Source organism: Paenibacillus sp. WLX1005 (assembly GCF_046603685.1).
GTDB lineage: Bacteria > Bacillota > Bacilli > Paenibacillales > Paenibacillaceae > Saccharibacillus.
Map to the genome: position 1 here is coordinate 2817578 of NZ_CP176756.1, position 19402 is coordinate 2836979.

Sequence of the window (19402 nt, forward strand, 5' to 3'; positions counted from 1 at the left end):
TTTCCCTGAACTTTTTCCTTGCTCTAGCCCAATAGTAAAGCGCGCTACTCCGCCTTCAGCAGCTCCGACTTGGCAAATGTACAAAATTCCTGCAACTGTTCGCTCGAAGCAAAGCCAGCCTGAGCGATGCGGTCGTTACCGCCACCTTTGCCGCCGTACGTAGATAGATGCTGCTTGAAGAAGCCACCACAGGTCAACTGCGGATGACCGTTTTGTGCTAGCACGATTTTGTAATCTTGCTCACTGGACAGCAGTATGGTCAATGTCCGGTTATCCAGCAATTGTGCAGCCAGACGCTGCAAATCTTGTAACGATTTATCGACAAAATGATGCGTAAGCAGCGGTTGCTCCTGCTGCTCATTGATTGACGAGAGTAGGGTATGCAGCAGATACGTATCATTTTCGCTACGTAGACGCTCCAGTTCCTCACGTTGTTGGCGCTGCTCCTGCTCCCATTTGTCAAAGCGTCCTACAATATCGCGCCGCCCCGTATTGAAGCGTGCAGCGATATGATCAAGAATGTGCAGACTTTCGCTATAATCGTTCCAGACGCGCCAGCCATATTTAAAATAGAGCCGGATATGCCCCTTCGTTTTCTCCGCTTTGTATAGCTTGATCATGCCCAGCTCGCCAGTACGCGATACATGTGTACCGCCGCATGCATTGTGCTCAATGCCTTCGATCTCTACGATGCGTACATGATCGGTCACCGATGGCGGCTTAACAAGCGTCAGCGTCGCTAACTGCTCTGCATCGACAAAGTAGCTGTTTACCGGAATATTACGATAAATGATCTCGTTGATCTTCTTCTCTACTGCCAATAACTGATCAGCTGAACAATCTGGCGTATCCATATCAATCGTCGATTCCTGCTCACCCAGATGAAAGCTCAGCGTTGGCGCAGACAATATCTCCAGACAAATCGCTGACAGCAAATGCTGCCCGCTATGCTGCTGCATATGGTCGAAGCGACGCTGCCAATCGATCTCACAATACACCTCTATACCGTTCGGCTGCTCTGGTAAACTTGGCAGCTGATGCAACACTTGCCCGTCTCGACGCTGCACATCCAGCACCGGAATCCCATCAATCGTACCGGTATCGCACGGTTGCCCGCCGCCATGCGGGTAAAAGGCAGTCTGACTGAGCGTCACATAATACTGCCCATCCTGCTCTACTATATGCTCAATGACCGCACTCCAGCTGGTCAAATACGATGAGTCAAAATACAGTTCCTTCATGCTTCCTTCTCTCCTTGACGATAATCTGCTGCTGCCAGTGTTTTGATCATGTTACGATGCGGAATGCCCACCTCGATAAACGGTTCATCAAAGACGGTATAGTTCAATTTTTCATAAAAAGGCAATGCCACTTGGCGTGCATGTAATACGATGTGTATGTACCCTAGTTCATGCGCTACCTGTTCCGCGTGCTCCACCAATCTGCGACCGATGCTCTTGCCGCGCAGTGATTCGTCGACTGCAACCTGCTTCATCTGAACGGTATCATCGTCGACCTTTTTGAGCAGTAATACACCGACAATGCGACCTTCATACAGCGCACACAGATGCACCGCCTCATCTTCTCCGATCAATTGCTCGTTATGAATGCTCATGCCGAGCGGCTGACGAAGCACCAGATCACGCAACTCTAGCGTCAACGGGTACAGCTCACTAGTCGTATTGATTTGTTGAATGATAACTTCCTTCATCTCCCGTTCCTCCTACATCCATAAAATCATCTACGTTTATGACAAAGTTAATCATATCCACCGCCGAAGATCAAGGATGCGCAGGCAAAAGCCGCTGCTTGCCGTACAACAATCAAAAACGATGCGCCTGAATAGACGCACCGCAAAGAAAAATTATATTTTGTTATATGTCCTTATGATGTCATGCCCGTATACCAAAACGTGCATTATTAACTTTGTAATATCAAAAATCAAAATTGTCGGGATCTGCACCAAAGCGCTGATCTTTGTTCAGATCATCAATGCGCTTCATATCAGCAGCCGACAGCTCAAAGTCATAAATATCGGCGTTTTGTATAATACGCTCCTGCTTGATCGATTTCGGAATCGTAACGATGCCACTCTGGATATCCCAGCGCAGCAACACCTGCGCAATCGACTTGCCATACGTATTGGCGATCTCCTGCAAAGTGGGATCATTCAGTAGACGACCCTGTGCAAGTGGTGCCCATGCTTCGATCTGAATACCGTTTTCTTTGGAGAACTTACGCAGCTCCACCTGACTGAGCAGTGGATGCAATTCCACCTGATTGACAACCGGCTTGATCTCCGCATCAGCAAGCAAATCTTGCAGATGATGTACTTGGAAATTAGATACACCGATTGCACGCACTTTGCCATCCTTATGCAGCTGCTCCAGTGCTTTCCATGTTTCTTTGTATTTGCCTTTGACCGGCCAATGTACGAGGTAGAGATCGATATAATCCAGACCAAGTTTGCTGATGCTCTGGTCAAATGCTTGTAACGTGCTATCATAGCCCTGATCAGCGTTCCACACTTTGGTCGTGATGAATAGTTCTTCCCGCGGTACGCCAGACTCACGAATCGCCTGACCAACACCGTCCTCGTTCTGATACAGAGCAGCGGTATCAATTAATCGATACCCTGCTTCAATCGCCCATTTGACCGAGCGGATTACTTCATCGCCTTCTTCGACCTTGTACACACCTAGACCGAACCATGGCATCTTCACGCCATTGGATAGTTCAACAGTAGATTGCAAATGTAGCATACTCATTCTTCCTCCTTCAGCGCTTACGATGTGGAAGCGCAATCTTCGATATATAGTCATAGTAGATGCTGTTGATCTTCCTTTTCTCATTATACCTTACATGAATATCAACTTGGAATTGAAGGAAATACAGATCACCTGAATCATTTACAGCTGTGATATACTTAGCTCATATCTGTGCGACTGTTACGCCCGGCTTGTCGTTTGAAGATTCGCTTCACACCCGGCTCGACCAGCCAGCTCGACATCACCCGTACACTGCTCAGTGACAACATAACCGTAATCAGCAATCCTAATGGAATTAACAACAATCCGCGTACCGGAACATCCACAAACCATTCATAAAATCCGCTCACCGTCAGTGCCATCACGAGAAACCCATGCAGCAAATACGTATACAGCGTATTGCCGCCCATACCCGACACTCCGGCAATGCGACGCTGCGGCATCAGGCTCATTACCGATGCACCTACAAGCACAGCTAGCGCATATACACCGACCCGATAGATGCCGGCAGACCATTCGTTATGACCGAGCGATTCATACGAGAAGCTTCCATATAACCATTCTTTATCAATCTGCGGCGCATAGATGCCTAGCATAATGAACGCGCCAACCAACACCAACACCGCCATAATCCGCATCACCGGCGTGCGCAAACGTTCAATCCACGACCGATCCATATAATATCCAAGCAGGAAAAACGGGAAAAATACAAGCGTCCGCGATACACTGGCATAATATTCCGCATCATTCGCATAACCTGCCCATAGCGCCAGCACAACGGTCAGCGGTAACGCATACTTAATACGAATCATATACGGCATCGCCGTTTTCCACAGGATCATGCTGAAGAAGAACCACATCAACCAATACGGTGTGAAAAAGGAAAATACCAGCTGCTCACGTCCATATAACCAGTAATCCCATACCGAATATAACGATTCAAAAATGAGATACGGCAAGATCAGCTTGCTAACCACTTTATCAAAATAATCGCCTGTACCGATATGTTTGGCAAAATAACCGGATATCAGCACAAACAGCGGAATATGAAAACTGTAAATCAACAAATATAGCGGCTGTAACAATGGATTGTCATACAGCGGCTCAATCAAATGTCCGATCACAACCAGCGCAATCAGTACAAATTTTAAATTATCAAAATACGCATCCCTCGTCGGCATATTATATTGCACACTCCCTTCGCCCACAGACGGCACCGCCTCATTGTCGTCATACGACTGCTGATGCCTTCCGGTTTTGTGATGATGCGATGGAGGGAAATCATCACGCTTGCTTTACATTTCTGGTATGATTAACAGCAACCAACGCTGTACAATCGCTTTGGGGTCTTATACCCTACCTCGCCGGACATGAACCCCATTATACCAACCTGCCGGCTTGATATCCAATTTGGAACATATTGAGGTTGATGATCATGATGAACCATGCTGAACTGGATCAATACTTGCGCAGTATCAATGCAATCGAAGCGATCCAGATTCATACCGGGCAAAATGTACCTGAATTTGGTGGCATCGAACTGCTGACACGAGCAGATGAGAAGTACCCGCGTATGCCAGAGGAGCTGTTTTTTGATAACGGTTCCATTTTTATAAGCAAGCACCATCGCTTTGCACCGATGCCGATTCATGTGCATTCGTTTGTCGAGATCAATTATATGTATGCCGGATGCTGTACACAGGTGATCAACGGTCAGCGTATTACATTGCAATGTGGACAGATGTGTCTGCTGGATATGGATGTTCCGCATGAATTGGAGCCGCTCGGTGAGCAGGATATTCTCGTGAATATTATTATGAAAAAAGAGACGCTGTCCGCTGCCTTCCTGAATCGACTCAGTCGCAACGGTCTAGTCGGGCAGTTTCTGCTGAACGTGATTACCGAGAACAGTCGACATGACCGATATGTTATTTTTCATGCGCAGGATAACGAAAATCTGCATTATATGCTACGCAATATGATGTGCGAGTGTTTCGATCCGACTGCGTATTCGCAGGAGATGATCTATAGCTATACGTTGGTCATGTTTACCGAGCTGATGCGTGTGTACCAGCATGATACGAATTATCAGGTGGCAGGCGCTTCCGGGCGTACAAGTCTGCTGGAAGTGCTGCAATATATCGAAGAGCATTATCGTACGTGCACACTCAAGGAGCTGGCACGTCAGTTCAGCTTTAACGCCAATTATTTAAGCAATCTGTTGAAAAAGCAAACCGGGCAAACCTTTTCCCAGCTTGTGCGTTCCCAGCGAATGCTGCATGCCGCCGAGCTGCTACGCCAGACAGATCGCAGCATTGAGCAGATTGTCGAAGAGGTCGGGTATGAAAGTCTGAGCTTTTTCTATGATAAATTTGCCGGATATTACGGTATGACTCCAGCTCAATATCGCAAACAGCACCAAAATAGCCGCAATCCTCGCTGACGGATGATTGCAGCTATCTCGCTAGGATCGTGAATGTAAATGTGCGATTTATAGTAAAGCGTATGGAACGACATTATGATACGACTTATAGTACGACATTACGGTATAGCAACGGTCAAACTTATGATATGAGGTTACGGTATATTTTGTATCTCTAATAACAGAGTCTTAGTTCCAATAATAGAGCGATGACTCTCTATTCTACTATTGTGCCGTAACTACAAATTATATTTGCGCAATAGATAAGTCGGTGTGCAGCTCCACGCATGGCAATAGCTGTTGATCAGATGACTGCCATAAGGCGAAAATTCCTTATCCTGCGGATCATACAGCTCCCAGAATGTATCTGCTCCATCGTTTAACATGCCGCCCCAGTAAGCTTTCATCTCGGAAATGGCAGTGTCATGATCCCCTGCAAGGATCAACGCCTCGATCAGATGATGCACCATATACGGGGTCGTCAGTGGAACGGCAACGTTCTCCTGCAACATGCGATTCAATAGCTTGCGATTCTGACGTTGATCCAGCACACCAGCAAGCACCATCCAGATTTGCGATGCTTGTGACACCTGTCGCTCATGACCGCTGATAAAATAGCCCTGCTGCTCGTCCCACAGTTGTTCCAGTGTTGCCGCCACGATCTTGTCCAACCATTGGCGCAGTTCGGCTTCCTGTTCATCATGCAGTAGCTGTGCCAGTTCCGCCGCTTGTCGCAGTGCATAGATCAACACCCCCTGACTTGGTGCTTGCTTGTTCAGCTGCGGACGCCAGTCGATAAATGACCACCATTCTTCTGTATCGCGTACCATCAACTGTTCATCCAGCCGTTGTAGCGCTAGCTCTACTTGTCTATGCGCGGTGCTCCATAATTGCGCTAACGTCTCCATATCCCCAGTTGCCTGCATATAGTCATACAACACCGAGACAAAGAACAACGAATAATCAAACAAATACGTATCATCTGGAATGACATGTGGCTTGATAAACAGATTAGCGCTCACCTGCCCCTGTTCATTCGGATACGCAGCGAACAGATACAGACAACGTTTCACAAGATCAGGCTGCGGCAGACTGGTATAACTCGCCAGCGCCTGCAAACGTAGATCGCCTAACCATAGACGGCGATCACGCTTCGGTCCGTCCTCGAATACTTCCTGCATACAATCCGCCAGCGTCTTGATGCTGACTTCATCCATGCGGTTCAGCTCGGCATCCATATGATTCAATAGCTGTACGTTGCTCACATCCGCTGAACTGACTGTTCGGCAATTCACATGTCGAAATGAAACATTGTACTTTACTGAGGAAGCGATCACTTCTAATTTCACATACCGAAAGCTGTATCGACGCTCCAATACAAGTGAAGTCGGCAGTACGTCGATATAGACCGACTGCTCCTGTAACCATGAACTGCTTAACCAGCCATCATACTCGGCAAAAGGCACCGCCAGCTCTACCGGCATTTCTCCAAATATCAGCTTTAGATGCAGTGGTGCATCCGGTGGACTGCCAACTGGCTCGATGTGCAGCGACAATTGCCCTACCAGATGCTGGCCAAAGTCTAATACGACCTCGTCTCCTTTACCAAACGTCATCTGTTCCAATTGCTCTGGCTCACCAGCATCTGCCGTCCGCCAGCCATGAATCACCTGATCATCTGGCAGTAGCGTAACAAGTCGTACGGGCAATACATCGGTATGATGCATGACCGGCAGCAATGATTCTGCTGTAGTAGCAAAAGCTTTATTTTCAACAATTCGCTGTTCTGTAATCCTTTGTAGGGAAGGGTGGCTCATGAGTGGTTCCTCCTCTGTTGGAATATGAATAGTTTGGTTTCTGTTTGTTATACCATTTGGATACTGACTTGTCGTACGGGCTTCATAACTTGCTACCGCACTATGTGCGTCACTTGTTGCCACATTGTATGGATTGCGTGTTGCGTGTTGCGTGTTGCGTGTTGCGTGTTGCGTGTTGCGTGTTGCGTGTTGCGTGTTGCGTGTTGCAGCATTGTATTCATCAATTGTCATTTGTCAAGACGAAGTATTGTCATGAAATACTACGTTTCCCTGCGCAGCTGCTGGAACTGAAGCAGATGGTGTCGGTGCTTCGTTTTCACGACCAGCCGTCAATTCGTCCAGCTCCTGACGGATACGATCAAACTTTTTGTCTAGATTGTAAAAGCACATCACAATCATCGAGATGATGACCAGCACGAGCGGAATCCAGATATAGTTGAGCTTGATTGCGAACAATGCCTGCGGTGTTTGCTGCTGATTCGCCACATATCCGCCCCATGTAAGCAGCCAGCCGGATACCGCCCCTGCTACCGCCATAGCGATTTTACCAATAAATCCATTCAGAGATGAGATAATGCCTGCCGCATTGATACCTGTTTTCCATTCTCCATAATCGACCGGGTCTGCCTGCATGGAAAAGTAAATACTTTGCCGCAATCCAAAGCCAATGGCTGACACGACTACACCCGTCATCAGAATAGTCAAATTCGTATTGCCAATCGCCATAATGATCAAACCGACCAGATTGATAGCACTCGCGATCATAAATACGGTCTTTTTGTACATCAATCGAGCGATTAACGGAGTGGCGAATACGCCAACCAATGGCACAAATGAACCGATGCCTGCTGCCAGACTCGCCAGCCCCGGCTCCCGCAAATAATACGTAAAATAATAGATCAATGCTCCCTGCTGGAAGAAGTACGATCCCCACATAAAGATAATATTCAGTGCAAAGATTAGCCACGGCGGATTCTTCGTCAGGCTGGCGAATGCTTGCGCTACCGGGACTTTTTTCGGACGCAGCACTTTCACCTTTTCCTCTACATTGCGGAAGGTAACGAAGAACATCATCATGCCGACAATCGCAAATATAACAATCGTCCAGAAGTACCCGGAAGCTGTCGAGCCGCCGCCCAGACTTTGCACAAGTGGCAACGTACACAGACTCACAATCGTCGCCCCGATACAGGAAAAGATAATTCGCACCGTTGCCAGCACTGTTCGCTCCTGCCCATCACTAGTCAGACTTGGCAAAATCGACGCCATCGGAATATTAACCATCGTATACGCAATCGAGATGCCCAGATACGTCAGATACGCATAGACGAGCCGTCCGGTCTGCCCGACATCCGGCACATAAAAAGCTAGAATCGCCAGCACTCCAAACGGAATCGCTCCCCATAAAAAGTACGGACGCGACTTGCCCCAACGCGTGTTTGTTTTGTCGATAATTACGCCCATCGCCGCATCTGCCACACCATCCACGATCCGGGTTACGAGAAACAGAATACTAACCTGCGCCGCTGCCAGACCGACGACGTCGGTGTAATAAATCATCAGATAGAGTGTAATCATCTGCCAGATCAGATTGCAGGCAAAGTCCGCCAATCCGTATCCAATCCGCTGCTGCCACATTCCTGTAACCGCCTTCATAAAACTCACTCCCCATTTCGCATCAATCTATTCAGCTGCATCCTTCCGACCATACGTTGTACAGCCATGCTCTTATTAAAGCGCTTTCTCAAAAGAGCAACAATGTGGGAAACACGGCTAAACTTCCTCTTTTTACAGGTGTGTTGTTTTGCAGGAATTTTGCAGAAGTTTTACAAAAGTCTCGTAACAGACTTCCTTTTCACCACCTATAATTTCCATGCAAAAAAGCAGGCACCGTCATAATGACAAGGTGCCTGCCCGAATATAGAAAGCATATTTTTGTAGCATAGAATCATGATTAAAAATCATCAATGAGAGGATTAATGAACAGCAATCCTTACTCCGCTGTTACCGATTCTCGCAGTCCAGCAACACGACTAATAATATCGTACGAATGCAGTCGTGCCTGATGATCATGGATCATGCTTGTAATGATCAACTCGTTGACACCCGTTTCCTGAATATACTGCTCCAGCCCGCGTTTAATCGTCTCAGGTCCACCCTTGATCGACGAGCGAAGCTGTTTCTCCACAGCTGCCTTTTCATAATCCGTCCATTTACCAGACATATCGGCTGGCGGCTGAATTTGACCAGTGCGACCGCGAATGATGTTCAGAAATTGCTGCTGCATCGTTGTACTCAGCCATTCTGCTTCTTCATCTGTATCCGCCGCAACGATGTTGACGCCAAGCATCACATATGGCTCTTGCAGCACATCCGATGGCTGGAAGTATTCACGATACATGCGGATCGCCCGCTGCAAGTAATCCGGCGAGAAATGACCAGCAAATGCGAATGGTAAGCCTTTTTGCGCTGCCAGCCGTGCACTGAAATCACTAGAGCCGAGCAGCCAGATCGGCACATGCAGACCTTCACCCGGTACAGCTCGCACTGGTGCGTGATACGATGTCGCTGATTCGTCAAAAAACTTCGTCAGCTCATCCAGCAATTCCGGGAAATCCTCACCGCTGTTTATATCCCGGCGCAGCGCCAGTGTTGTGCGGCGATCGCTACCCGGAGCGCGTCCCAGCCCCAGATCAATCCGACCCGGATACATCGATTCCAGCGTACCAAACTGCTCCGCAATGACAAGCGGGGCATGATTCGGCAGCATAATACCACCTGCTCCAATACGAATCGTGCTTGTGCCCGCAGCCAGATAACCGATTACGACGGATGTAGCGGAACTGGCTACGCCCGGCATGTTATGATGCTCTGCCACCCAGTAACGATGATAGCCCCATTTCTCAGCGTGCTGCGCGAGATCGAGGCTATTTTGAAACGATTGAGCGGCGGTTGATCCAGCGTTGATCGGTGCCAGATCCAGAATAGATAATTGTATATGTCCCGATTGATCGGGTTGATAAAATGATGATGCAGACATTGAACTGCCTCCTTTGAAATGAATGTCTAGAGGTTCAATATCCTATTATGATCTTGTTGAATCGCAAAATCCAGCTTTTGCATTAACTGACGGGCTTGCAACCGACCACCCGATTGCGTCCGCCGCGTTTCGCTTCGTATAGATTGTGATCAGCAATGGATAACAGTTCTGTACGCGTAATGCGCGTCCCGTCCGTTGTGCTCACTCCGAGGCTGGCTGTCACTGACATCTTACCAGTGATTGAACTCCAATCCGCCGAACGAATCGCCTGACATAATCGATTGGCATAGAGCATACCCTGCTCCGCATCCGTATCCTTGAATACCGCTAGGAATTCCTCACCACCAATTCGTGCCAGTGCAGAAGAAGATGGAGCTGTCAGCGACATAATTTTGGCAAGGTGAACCAGTACGGTATCGCCGACCTGGTGAGAAAATGTATCGTTGATTTCTTTAAAATGATCCAGATCGATCAGCACTGCCGTCACCGGTTGTCCGCTAATAAGCGATTGACTAAGCAACTCATCCAGATAAGGGTCCATAAAGCGACGATTGTGCAATCCAGTTAATGGATCACGCTGCGCCATCTCCTTGAAATACTCACTATCTCGCCTTGCTTCTTCTGCATCGAATGTAATTTGCAAAATCCGTGCCCGCGCTTCCCGTTCAGCGGAGCGCTTGGCTTCATTTTCCTGATGATACAGCTTGTGCTCCTCATAAGCACGGCGATAATCACCAGTAGCGGCATACATCTCCGATTGCTGCAATCGCACCCGTACCATCAATCCAGACAATCCTTGCTCCCGGCACATATGTCTCGCTTCATTCAGCGTTTTCTGCGCTTGCTTGAGATTGCCTTGCAGTCGCTGTGCTTCTGCTGTAGTCAGCAGGCATTCCGGCAAGACGCTCAGATCGCCCAGACGACGACTAAGCGGATCATTGACAAGTGGAGCAAGTGTGGCTTCTGCCTTTTCCGGATGACCTAGCAACAATTCGATCACTGCAATCGTATCTAGGTGGGAAGCATTCAACTCTACATGATTGCGTTTGGCAATATCACGCAATTCGCATGCAAGACGATATGCTTCTTCCCCCTTACCTTCTTCACAGCGGCTGTACGCCATATTGTTGAGCGCGAACAACGCCAGCTGTACATCGTCTGTAATGGTAGCGATCTCCAGCACTTCGTTAAAATGCTTAATAGAATCTTCATATGCTCCCACTTCATCCAGCGTTAAGCCAATCATCATCAGATGGTCGGCGCGCAGCGAGAGTAGCGCATGATCTGGTAACTGCTGCATACTAATAATCGCATGCTGCAATGCGCTCTCATTATCACCAAGTCGGCGGAAGAATCCTGCCAGCAGGCGATGGCTACGCGCCAAAATATGCTTGTGTCCGTTACGCTCCGCCCACTCATTACTCTGACGGATAATACGACCAGCTTCTGCTACTTTCCCCTGACGTGCCATGATATCGGCTTGAATCAGCTTTGTCCGAATCATCAGCGCCTCATCACCAAGCTCTTCCGCGATTGCCAGTGCAGGCTGTACAGCCGATACCGATGCATTCACATTACGATAAGGAAGCAATTCGAGTGTATCCAGCATGGCTACAAACGCTTCTGACGAGTGAAGATCGACCGACTCTCCTATTTGTTGAGCGGTATTCTCTCCTGACTGCGGCGTTTGCTCCTGCCGGGGTGAGGTTGATTGGTTATGGATTGGTTTGGACATACTGCTTCCTCCTTCATGACATGCACAGCACCAGCTTGCTTCGTTTATTCATTCGTAGTCGGTATAATCTGGATAATGTATTTAAAAAATATAAATCTATATAGGACAAATGCTTGTGTTATGTAATCCAAATGGGTTAAAAAACAAATATTTTTAATAATATACACGTTTATATAGTAACTCACGCATCATTTTATAAATCTATTACTAACTATAGCTCAATGGATTATGTATGATAAGTCCTTTTTTTCACTTTTCCTTTACATTCTGCAAACATTTTTTTATTTTGAAGTCATTTGCATCTTTTCCATTTGCCTAATGGGGTTTTTTTGCGGTACATTGGGTACATTGGAAATAAAACATTGCAGAAAGTGAGAGCACATGAGACGTTATTCGCCATACATCGAATTTGATCGTCAGGATTGGGCTGACCTGAGCGATCATTCCACACCATTACCTTTAACCGAACAGGAGCTAGAGCAGCTCAAAGGATTGAATGAGCATGTCTCACTGCAAGAAGTGCAGGAGATCTATCTGCCGCTCACACACCTGATTCATCTCTATGTAGGCGCTTCACAGCAGCTGCATGAAATGACCAGCCATTTTCTAGGCAAAAAAGCACGCAAAACGCCATTCATTATCGGTATCGCCGGCAGCGTCGCTGTAGGCAAGAGCACAACAGCTCGTTTGCTGCAAACGCTCTTATCGCGCTGGCACACTCATCAGAAGGTCGATCTGGTAACGACAGACGGATTTCTGTACCCGAATGCTATCTTGGAAGAGAACGGCATTATGAACCGTAAAGGCTTTCCAGAAAGCTACGATATCAAGCGGCTAATTACGTTTATGGGCGATATCAAGTCCGGTAAACCGAATGTACGCGCTCCACGCTACTCGCACCTGACTTACGATATTTTGCAAGGCGAGGAAAGTGTGATCAACAACCCCGACATCCTGATCGTCGAGGGTATTAATGTGCTGCAAGTGAAGAAGGAAAGCCCGTTGTTTGTCAGCGACTTTTTCGATTTCTCCATTTTCATTGATGCGGATGAGAAGAATATTGCCCGCTGGTATATCGAACGATTCCAATTGTTGCGTCAGACTGCTTTTCAGAACCCGGAATCCTACTTCCATGGACGATTCTCCAACTTATCCGAAGAGGAAGCACATGCGGTTGCCAAGCATACATGGAGCAGCATTAACGCCAAAAATCTGCATGAGAATATTTTGCCAACCAAAGGACGCGCACAGCTAATCCTCAAAAAAGAAGCAGATCATGCCATTCAGCACATCTATCTACGCAAATTATAACAAAAAAGATTATTGTACTTAATACTTACATTTTTGATGGAGGATGTATTTATGCACATACTTATTGTCATTGGCGCGATTATGATGTTTCTTGCCGTAGCGATCGGCGCATTCGGCGCCCACGCGCTCAAACCAAAGCTCACCCCCGAAATGTTAAAAATTTATGAAACTGGTGTTCAATATCATCTCATCCACGGGCTTGGTATTATTCTGACTGCGGTGATTGGCATCGTATTGCCATCCGCAAGCGGATTGGCTACAGCCGCAGGTTGGTGTCTGCTCGGCGGGATTGTACTCTTCTCTGGTAGTCTGTATGTGCTGAGTCTGAGCGGCATACGGAAGCTGGGCGCGATTACACCGCTTGGCGGTCTATTATTCATCGCAGGCTGGATTGTGCTGGTAATAGCAGCAGTTCAGGCATAAGTTCTTCACTCTGCTGATTGCTCTGTATGAACATTTCTTATGTTCATTTTCCCGATTGACTATAGAGACTTCCTACTCAAATTCACGTTCTCTCTATACATTTAATAATGAATACTTATGAAAAGTATGTAAGGAAACGCCCCGGCGATTGCTGCCTGACCCGTAAGGGATGGAGCAACTGTTCAGGGCGTTTTGAATATTATGCAAAAATCATTGCTTGACGATTATTGTGTAACGTTTACCGTCAGTGGCTCACTGGATGTGGAACCAGAAGCATTTACCAGCTCTGCCGTGTATACATACTGACCCGGTGCTTTGCCGGAAATATGGGATACAGCGCTCTGCGCTTGCGGTGTGGCAGACTTCAACTGCTGTGTATCCACCAGCTTGCCATTTTCATATAAACGGTATTCGGTTGCATTGGTGCCCCACCATAGATTGGTCGTCAGCTGATAGTTGCCATCGCCATCCCAGTTGTCGCTTGCCAGCACAGGCTTGCCTGGATTCGCATCAGTCACTTTGACGGTTAGCGGCTGGCTTTTTGTTGTGCCATAGCTATTCGTCAATTCTAATACATACGTATAGGTGCCATTGACTTTGCCAGTAACGGCAGTGCTGATCTGCTGCGCGTTAGGAGATTGGTCAGACAGCTTGCCACTGGATATTACTTGATCATTTTCATACAGTTTATACGATGAACCGTTGTTGCCCCACCACATATTCATCGTAATATGGTAGTCGCCATCCAACAAGCCAGTATCATGACCATTATCATCGGACAGGACAGGAGTACCCGGTACGCCTGTTGCCTGCGGTTGTTCAGTTGGTGGTTCTGGCGTCGGTTCTTCTTCAACTTTCTCCAGATCACTCAGTCCGCGCGGCTTCAGCTGGAAGCTGTCTTTGAAGATCGCTGCAACGCCGCTAATATTCACCACATCCCCTGCTTGATAAGGAAATGCTGATTGTGTCAGACCAGTACGTGCATCGACACGTACATGCGTCGTAACTGCCTGTGGTGTATATACATCACTCGTCACATCAAATTCAAAAGAACCTGTCGGTGTAGCACTTACGATATTGCTAATGGTTACTTTGTTCAGTTGCACCAATTGCCCTTGATTGTACGCATCTACCGTTACAGCGCTAACTGGCTGCGGCAATGCGGATGTTCCTTTTTTCTCCAAAGCAATTGGATCGGTTAATTCCAGTTCTGCATTGTAAATAGTCGTCGGTGCCGTAATGCGAATCACATCGCCTGGAGCAAATCCCGTTTGATTCTGATATACATAAATGCCGCCTGTTTGATCTTGAATATAAAATGCCTGTCCGCCAAAAGAACCCGGCGTTGTCGTTACAACACCTTCAACAGTTACGAGCGTATTGGCACTCTGGCTACGTGCACTGGAAATGGTACTGAGTGCCGGAATCTGCACACCGCCATTATCCTGTGGCAACGGTTCAGCCGGTACGTTGGAAATCGTAACCTGCTTGGTCAGCAGATTACTGCCATTTTGACGCAGACGCAGACTTGCCGCTCCAGTTGTACCCGGTTTGATGCGCACAGTCAGGTCTTTGATCGCATGACCTTTACTGTCTGCGGTCAGACTGTAGCTAGAGCTGTAGCCGTACGAAGTTGGCCATGTGCCATCTGCATTTTGAATCTGTGCAACTTGTGTACCACCCGTTACAAAGATACCTGCACTGAAGCCGGTTACGGTACTGTTAGGCGTCAGATCGTCAGCTACGATGCGAATCTGGAATTGCTCAGCATTCGGCAATTGCTCCTGATGCACCAGACTGTAGGTTGGGTTAGAGACGCTGACTGTGCTACCGAACGAACCTGGTTTAAATGTGGACGTATCCCACCATTTGTATCCAGCTGCCGGTGCTGCCCACGGTTCTGCCTGCGGCTCGGTTGACGTCTGTGGCGTTTCAATAGCCAGCAGTTGAGTCGGTTGATCCAATTGCAGTCCGTCCACTTGATCCAGACTTGTGTAGCTCTCATCACGAGACAGCCAGTTCACTGTGTTGACGAGCAGCTTGCCATCATCTACTTCTTTGAAGCCGTCATATGTCGTTTTCTTGGCACCTGTTTCCTCGCGCAGGTATTTGGGCGTTACATCTTCGACCGGCGAAGAATCACCGATAAAAGCTGCTTTACCGCTACCTAGCTTGGATACTGCTACATAAGGTCCTTCGGCTACGCCGCCACCATTGTAGATACCCTGATCAACCGCATTGCCCCATGCTTCTTTCGTTTCCGGCAGATAAACGATACCTTTGGCTTTGGTTGGATCGGTAATCGCCAGTGTAGAGCCAGCGTGCATCGCTACACTGCTTACCCCTTCTGTGATGCCAAACGCCTGAGCTGGCGCTACGATATTGTTAGCGTTAATATCGCCAAGTGCATTGTAACGGAAACGCACGCCAAAGTTGTTGGACAGCCAATCAGAGCTGACAACATCTTTCATCGCAGCCGAATTGCGTTCCTCGTCAGACATGCCTTTTGCCGGGTCTTCCCATGCACCGCGACGATAACCGTTAATAACTTCGGAGCCGTCCCAGCGGTTTTTGTTACGATCCGCGTTGTAATGATCGCCAATGAAGAAGATGCTGCCGCCATTTTCCACGTATTGCTTCATCGCAGCCTGTTCACTCGTTTTGAACGGGACGTTCGGCTCCGCGATAACAAATACATCATATGGACTCAGATCGGCATATGTAAATGAAGACGTTTTGCGCAGTTCTTTGACATAATACCCATCATTCGCCAGCGCATTGGCAAAGTCGGAGAATCCGCCATCAATGACCCAGTCTGCTGCACCCGCCGTCTGTGCATGCGTATTATCGAACAGCACCTTTTTGCCTGCATTTTGATTGACAACTTTGGCTTCGATATACGGAGCCGGATCGCTTGCCGTCTCAGCGTGCGCAACGCCGCCCCCTGTCAACAGTGCCGTCGGCAACGGCATCGCCAGTGATAATGCCAGCAGACTTGTTGCCCATTTGGATCTAAATCCATTCCATGTAAGCATACATTTCCTCCTATGTATATAAAATTGAGATAACATTACTATATTATCATGGAAATATAGTAAAATGTATTTCTTTTTGTAAATTTTTAATCAATAAGGATATGTAAATTTAATGTTTACTCACATGAATATGAGAAAATGATTGAATATTCAGTTTGAATTTACTGAAAACGTGAATATAGTTTACACAAGGAGCGATCTATTTTGTTTTACTCATCAAGCTATACTCCAACAAGCGCTGTTATATGAAAAACACAAAAACACGCCCCACTTTCGGAGCGTGTTCCTATATTTAGTATGTTCCAACTTGTTATTCTGGTAATTTCTCCGAAGCAGTGACGCCTGATTCTACAGAATGGTCGGCTGCAACTGGGGCAGGCGGATCTTTGCGCTTGTTGCCACGATTCACTCCGATCAGATCAAGGAAGAACACAAACAGCGGAATACCGATAATCAATCCCCAAGGTCCGATAAAATGTTCGGAGAAGATTAGAATGACAAACGTATAAAATACCGGCAGATTCGTCTTGCTGGACATAAGCTTCGGATTGAGCAGATAAGCCTCAATCGCATGAATAACCAGAATCAGAATGAACAGATATAACAAATATTTGATACCGCCTACACTTAGCGCTGTCAATCCTAGCGGGATCAGCGAGATGAATACACCTGCTACCGGCACAAGACCGAGTACGAATACGATAACGGCAAGTCCGATCAGATTCGGGAAGCCCATAATCCAGAGTGCGCTAATCGTCAGAATCGTATTAATAAATGAAATCAGCAGCTGCGCTTCGATAACTTTGCCAAATGTATTCAAAAACATACTGCCAAAATAGCCCACTTCTCGGAAAAACCAGCTCAGCTTGCTATCCTGAAAGGAAGCCGTAAACCGTGCAATATGCGAGCGATCCAGCAAGAAAAATAGACTGAGCAGCAGCGCGATAAACAACTGCGAACCAATCTGGCTGATCTTCAGTAATACAGTAAAGCCCGGACCGATAAACTGTCCAATATGCTCCAGCATCTGCTCAATATTAAGCGTACGCAGTAATTCCACTACATAATGATTCCATTTGGTATCCTGTGGGTTCGTATATACTCCTTGAATCAGCCCATATACTTGAGCAACCTGCATGCTAATGGTCGGCACCATCCGATAAATCCCCCAGCCGATCACACCAAGCAGTACTACATAGACAAGCGGTATAACAAAAAATGGCGATACATTCGGTACGACCTTCTGAAATGTCTTCATCACACCATTGTACAAACTGCCAATCAGAATGGTCAGCAGCAATGTCATCAGAAGGATATTCATCATACTCGACATTGAATAGATGATCAGAATCAGAATCGCTAGTACGATAATCCGCCTGATTCCCTCATGGTTAATCCATTCCCTAAACTTCATCCACAGACCCCTTCTCTATTTCAGTCCACTACCTCCATCATACCGTGTTTAGCGTTTGCTGTCACCGCATTCCTGTACTAGACAAATGTATTGGTCAATTGACCCAGCTTTTCAATTTCAATCGTAACGGTATCGCCAGCGGTCAGCCAGTGTTGCTGTTCCTTCGGCTGTCCGAGAATAACGCCTTCCGGTGTACCCGTTAAAATTAGATCGCCCGGCTGCAACGTCATATGACGGGATAAATAATGGATAATCTCATCACAATGGAAGATCATATCGGATGTATTGGATTGCTGCACGATTTCCCCATTACGACGTGCTGCAATATGCAACTGATTCGGATCACCGACTTCATCTGCGGTAACAAGATAAGGACCAATCGGTGCAAAGCGCTCGCATGTTTTGCCAAGTAACCACTGACTGGTACGCATTTGCAGATCGCGTGCGGACACATCGTTGGCAGCACAATATCCGAAGACATAATCCAGCGCATCCTGATGGCTCACATTGCGCGCTTGTCGCCCGATAACGATACACAGCTCGGCTTCGTAATCGACCTGTTTGCTCTCCTCTGGCAGCGGCACGTCATCACCGTGCGCCGCAACCGTATCCGAGAATTTGCTGAATACAACCGGGGTTTCCGGTTCAGGCATGTTCGTCTCTGCTGCGTGCTTGCGATAATTCAGACCGATGCAGATCACTTTGCCCGGCTGTGGTACACACGGTAACCAACGCAGCATATTTTCATCCAGCAACTCGGTTGTTAATTCAGACAGATGGGTATCCAGTATCGTCTGGATATCGGTATGTAGGTTGGATGCGCTTAGCAATTCTTCAATACGTTGCGGCAATGGTTGACTGCTGTAGCGAGCCAGACTTGGCAAAGGAATAATACCTTGCTCCAGTCTAATGCCAATCGTAGGCTGTCCGTTCCATTCATAATGTACATATTTCATCACAAATACACCTCCAACATCTATGATGACAGGTTGGAGGTGCGGATACAACTTTTTCGATCACAATGCAATGCAAGTTTTATATCCAAACGTATCTCACTAGCATGATTTATACTATGCGCTTGGCTTCCACGAGTGATTTGGCTGTTACGAGTGATAATGAAACACTTCTGGAATATCATGCGATGTACTACCATGTTCATTCACGATCAGCAGATCAGACATATACTCCTGCCAGCGCTTGTTAGCAGGGTGTTCGGCAAGCGCATCCATCGCTTTGCGATAATTCTCCACTTCCATATAAGCAAACAGTGTACCCTCATGCAAAAAGATACTATACGTGGAGATGCCCACTTCGCCAAATGCCTGCAACAATTCTGGATATACTGCTTCATGACGCTTGATATACTCGTCCCGATCCTCCGGGCGAATCTTCAATACAAATGATACTCGTTCCATCCATCATACACTCCTTTGATTC

Annotated in this window: 15 protein-coding genes; 3 read left to right on the forward strand and 12 right to left on the reverse strand. The window is 47.2% G+C overall.

The genetic code is table 11. The annotated features are described in order from the left end of the window. Window positions 1–44: 44 nt before the first annotated feature. The 4 genes from ACE3MZ_RS12070 to ACE3MZ_RS12085 all read right to left on the reverse strand — a co-directional run bounded on the left by ACE3MZ_RS12070 (window position 45) and on the right by ACE3MZ_RS12085 (window position 3976). On the reverse strand, window positions 45–1241 hold the full coding sequence (locus tag ACE3MZ_RS12070; protein WP_411342422.1) for an alanyl-tRNA editing protein: 1197 nt from the start codon (window positions 1239–1241) through the stop codon (window positions 45–47). Beyond that, entirely contained in the window at window positions 1238–1711 is a 474-nt protein-coding gene (locus tag ACE3MZ_RS12075; protein WP_411342423.1) for a GNAT family N-acetyltransferase, read from the reverse strand. Before ACE3MZ_RS12075 ends, ACE3MZ_RS12070 begins: the two co-directional genes overlap by 4 nt. Window positions 1712–1934: 223 nt before the next feature. After that, entirely contained in the window at window positions 1935–2762 is an 828-nt protein-coding gene (locus ACE3MZ_RS12080; RefSeq protein ID WP_411346772.1) for an aldo/keto reductase, read from the reverse strand. A 164-nt stretch (window positions 2763–2926) separates the two neighbouring features. Beyond that, window positions 2927–3976, reverse strand: a complete 1050-nt coding sequence (locus ACE3MZ_RS12085) for an acyltransferase family protein (RefSeq protein WP_411342424.1) — start codon at window positions 3974–3976, stop codon at window positions 2927–2929. Between the two features lie 227 nt (window positions 3977–4203). Here ACE3MZ_RS12085 and ACE3MZ_RS12090 point away from each other — a divergent pair, with 227 nt between their 5' ends. Next, window positions 4204–5211: an AraC family transcriptional regulator gene (locus ACE3MZ_RS12090; RefSeq protein WP_411342425.1), complete on the forward strand. Its 1008-nt coding sequence runs from the start codon at window positions 4204–4206 to the stop codon at window positions 5209–5211. 218 nt (window positions 5212–5429) lie between these two features. Here the strand turns inward: ACE3MZ_RS12090 and ACE3MZ_RS12095 are convergent, their stop codons facing one another. From ACE3MZ_RS12095 to ACE3MZ_RS12110, 4 genes are all read right to left on the reverse strand, one after another. Next, window positions 5430–7007, reverse strand: a complete 1578-nt coding sequence (locus ACE3MZ_RS12095) for a sugar hydrolase (RefSeq protein ID WP_411342426.1) — start codon at window positions 7005–7007, stop codon at window positions 5430–5432. Between the two features lie 234 nt (window positions 7008–7241). Further along, window positions 7242–8663, reverse strand: a complete 1422-nt coding sequence (locus tag ACE3MZ_RS12100; RefSeq protein WP_411342427.1) for a glycoside-pentoside-hexuronide (GPH):cation symporter — start codon at window positions 8661–8663, stop codon at window positions 7242–7244. A 337-nt stretch (window positions 8664–9000) separates the two neighbouring features. Continuing rightward, window positions 9001–10047: an LLM class flavin-dependent oxidoreductase gene (locus tag ACE3MZ_RS12105; RefSeq protein ID WP_411342428.1), complete on the reverse strand. Its 1047-nt coding sequence runs from the start codon at window positions 10045–10047 to the stop codon at window positions 9001–9003. Between the two features lie 82 nt (window positions 10048–10129). Next, a complete protein-coding gene (locus ACE3MZ_RS12110) occupies window positions 10130–11782 on the reverse strand; it encodes a diguanylate cyclase (RefSeq protein ID WP_411342429.1) in 1653 nt (550 codons plus the stop codon). Window positions 11783–12163: 381 nt separating this feature from the next. Between ACE3MZ_RS12110 and coaA the strand changes: the two genes are divergently transcribed. After that, window positions 12164–13093: a type I pantothenate kinase gene (gene coaA, locus ACE3MZ_RS12115; protein WP_411342430.1), complete on the forward strand. Its 930-nt coding sequence runs from the start codon at window positions 12164–12166 to the stop codon at window positions 13091–13093. Window positions 13094–13144: 51 nt separating this feature from the next. Next, window positions 13145–13516 carry a DUF423 domain-containing protein gene (locus ACE3MZ_RS12120; RefSeq protein WP_411342431.1) on the forward strand — a complete coding sequence of 124 codons (372 nt, stop codon included), beginning with the start codon at window positions 13145–13147 and terminating at the stop codon, window positions 13514–13516. Window positions 13517–13740: 224 nt separating this feature from the next. Here the strand turns inward: ACE3MZ_RS12120 and ACE3MZ_RS12125 are convergent, their stop codons facing one another. The 4 genes from ACE3MZ_RS12125 to ACE3MZ_RS12140 form a co-directional block, all read right to left on the reverse strand. After that, a complete protein-coding gene (locus ACE3MZ_RS12125; RefSeq protein ID WP_411342432.1) occupies window positions 13741–16551 on the reverse strand; it encodes a chitinase N-terminal domain-containing protein in 2811 nt (936 codons plus the stop codon). A 310-nt stretch (window positions 16552–16861) separates the two neighbouring features. Continuing rightward, window positions 16862–17965 carry an AI-2E family transporter gene (locus ACE3MZ_RS12130; RefSeq protein ID WP_411342434.1) on the reverse strand — a complete coding sequence of 368 codons (1104 nt, stop codon included), beginning with the start codon at window positions 17963–17965 and terminating at the stop codon, window positions 16862–16864. A 77-nt stretch (window positions 17966–18042) separates the two neighbouring features. Beyond that, window positions 18043–18921, reverse strand: a complete 879-nt coding sequence (locus ACE3MZ_RS12135) for a fumarylacetoacetate hydrolase family protein (protein WP_411346773.1) — start codon at window positions 18919–18921, stop codon at window positions 18043–18045. A 147-nt stretch (window positions 18922–19068) separates the two neighbouring features. Next, window positions 19069–19380, reverse strand: coding sequence for an L-rhamnose mutarotase (locus ACE3MZ_RS12140; protein ID WP_411342435.1), 312 nt, complete (start codon window positions 19378–19380; stop codon window positions 19069–19071). Window positions 19381–19402 lie beyond the last annotated feature (22 nt).

What these genes read in the sequence shown, in the direction of transcription:
- ACE3MZ_RS12140 (WP_411342435.1), bottom strand. Translation starts at nt 19,380, where the DNA reads ATGGAACGAGTATCATTTGTATTGAAGATTCGCCCGGAGGATCGGGAC.
- ACE3MZ_RS12090 (WP_411342425.1), top strand. Translation starts at nt 4,204, where the DNA reads ATGATGAACCATGCTGAACTGGATCAATACTTGCGCAGTATCAATGCA.
- ACE3MZ_RS12100 (WP_411342427.1), bottom strand. Translation starts at nt 8,663, where the DNA reads ATGAAGGCGGTTACAGGAATGTGGCAGCAGCGGATTGGATACGGATTG.
- ACE3MZ_RS12120 (WP_411342431.1), top strand. Translation starts at nt 13,145, where the DNA reads ATGCACATACTTATTGTCATTGGCGCGATTATGATGTTTCTTGCCGTA.
- ACE3MZ_RS12135 (WP_411346773.1), bottom strand. Translation starts at nt 18,921, where the DNA reads ATGAAATATGTACATTATGAATGGAACGGACAGCCTACGATTGGCATT.
- ACE3MZ_RS12130 (WP_411342434.1), bottom strand. Translation starts at nt 17,965, where the DNA reads ATGAAGTTTAGGGAATGGATTAACCATGAGGGAATCAGGCGGATTATC.
- ACE3MZ_RS12105 (WP_411342428.1), bottom strand. Translation starts at nt 10,047, where the DNA reads ATGTCTGCATCATCATTTTATCAACCCGATCAATCGGGACATATACAA.
- ACE3MZ_RS12110 (WP_411342429.1), bottom strand. Translation starts at nt 11,782, where the DNA reads ATGTCCAAACCAATCCATAACCAATCAACCTCACCCCGGCAGGAGCAA.
- ACE3MZ_RS12075 (WP_411342423.1), bottom strand. Translation starts at nt 1,711, where the DNA reads ATGAAGGAAGTTATCATTCAACAAATCAATACGACTAGTGAGCTGTAC.
- ACE3MZ_RS12095 (WP_411342426.1), bottom strand. Translation starts at nt 7,007, where the DNA reads ATGAGCCACCCTTCCCTACAAAGGATTACAGAACAGCGAATTGTTGAA.
- coaA (WP_411342430.1), top strand. Translation starts at nt 12,164, where the DNA reads ATGAGACGTTATTCGCCATACATCGAATTTGATCGTCAGGATTGGGCT.
- ACE3MZ_RS12080 (WP_411346772.1), bottom strand. Translation starts at nt 2,762, where the DNA reads ATGCTACATTTGCAATCTACTGTTGAACTATCCAATGGCGTGAAGATG.
- ACE3MZ_RS12125 (WP_411342432.1), bottom strand. Translation starts at nt 16,551, where the DNA reads ATGCTTACATGGAATGGATTTAGATCCAAATGGGCAACAAGTCTGCTG.
- ACE3MZ_RS12070 (WP_411342422.1), bottom strand. Translation starts at nt 1,241, where the DNA reads ATGAAGGAACTGTATTTTGACTCATCGTATTTGACCAGCTGGAGTGCG.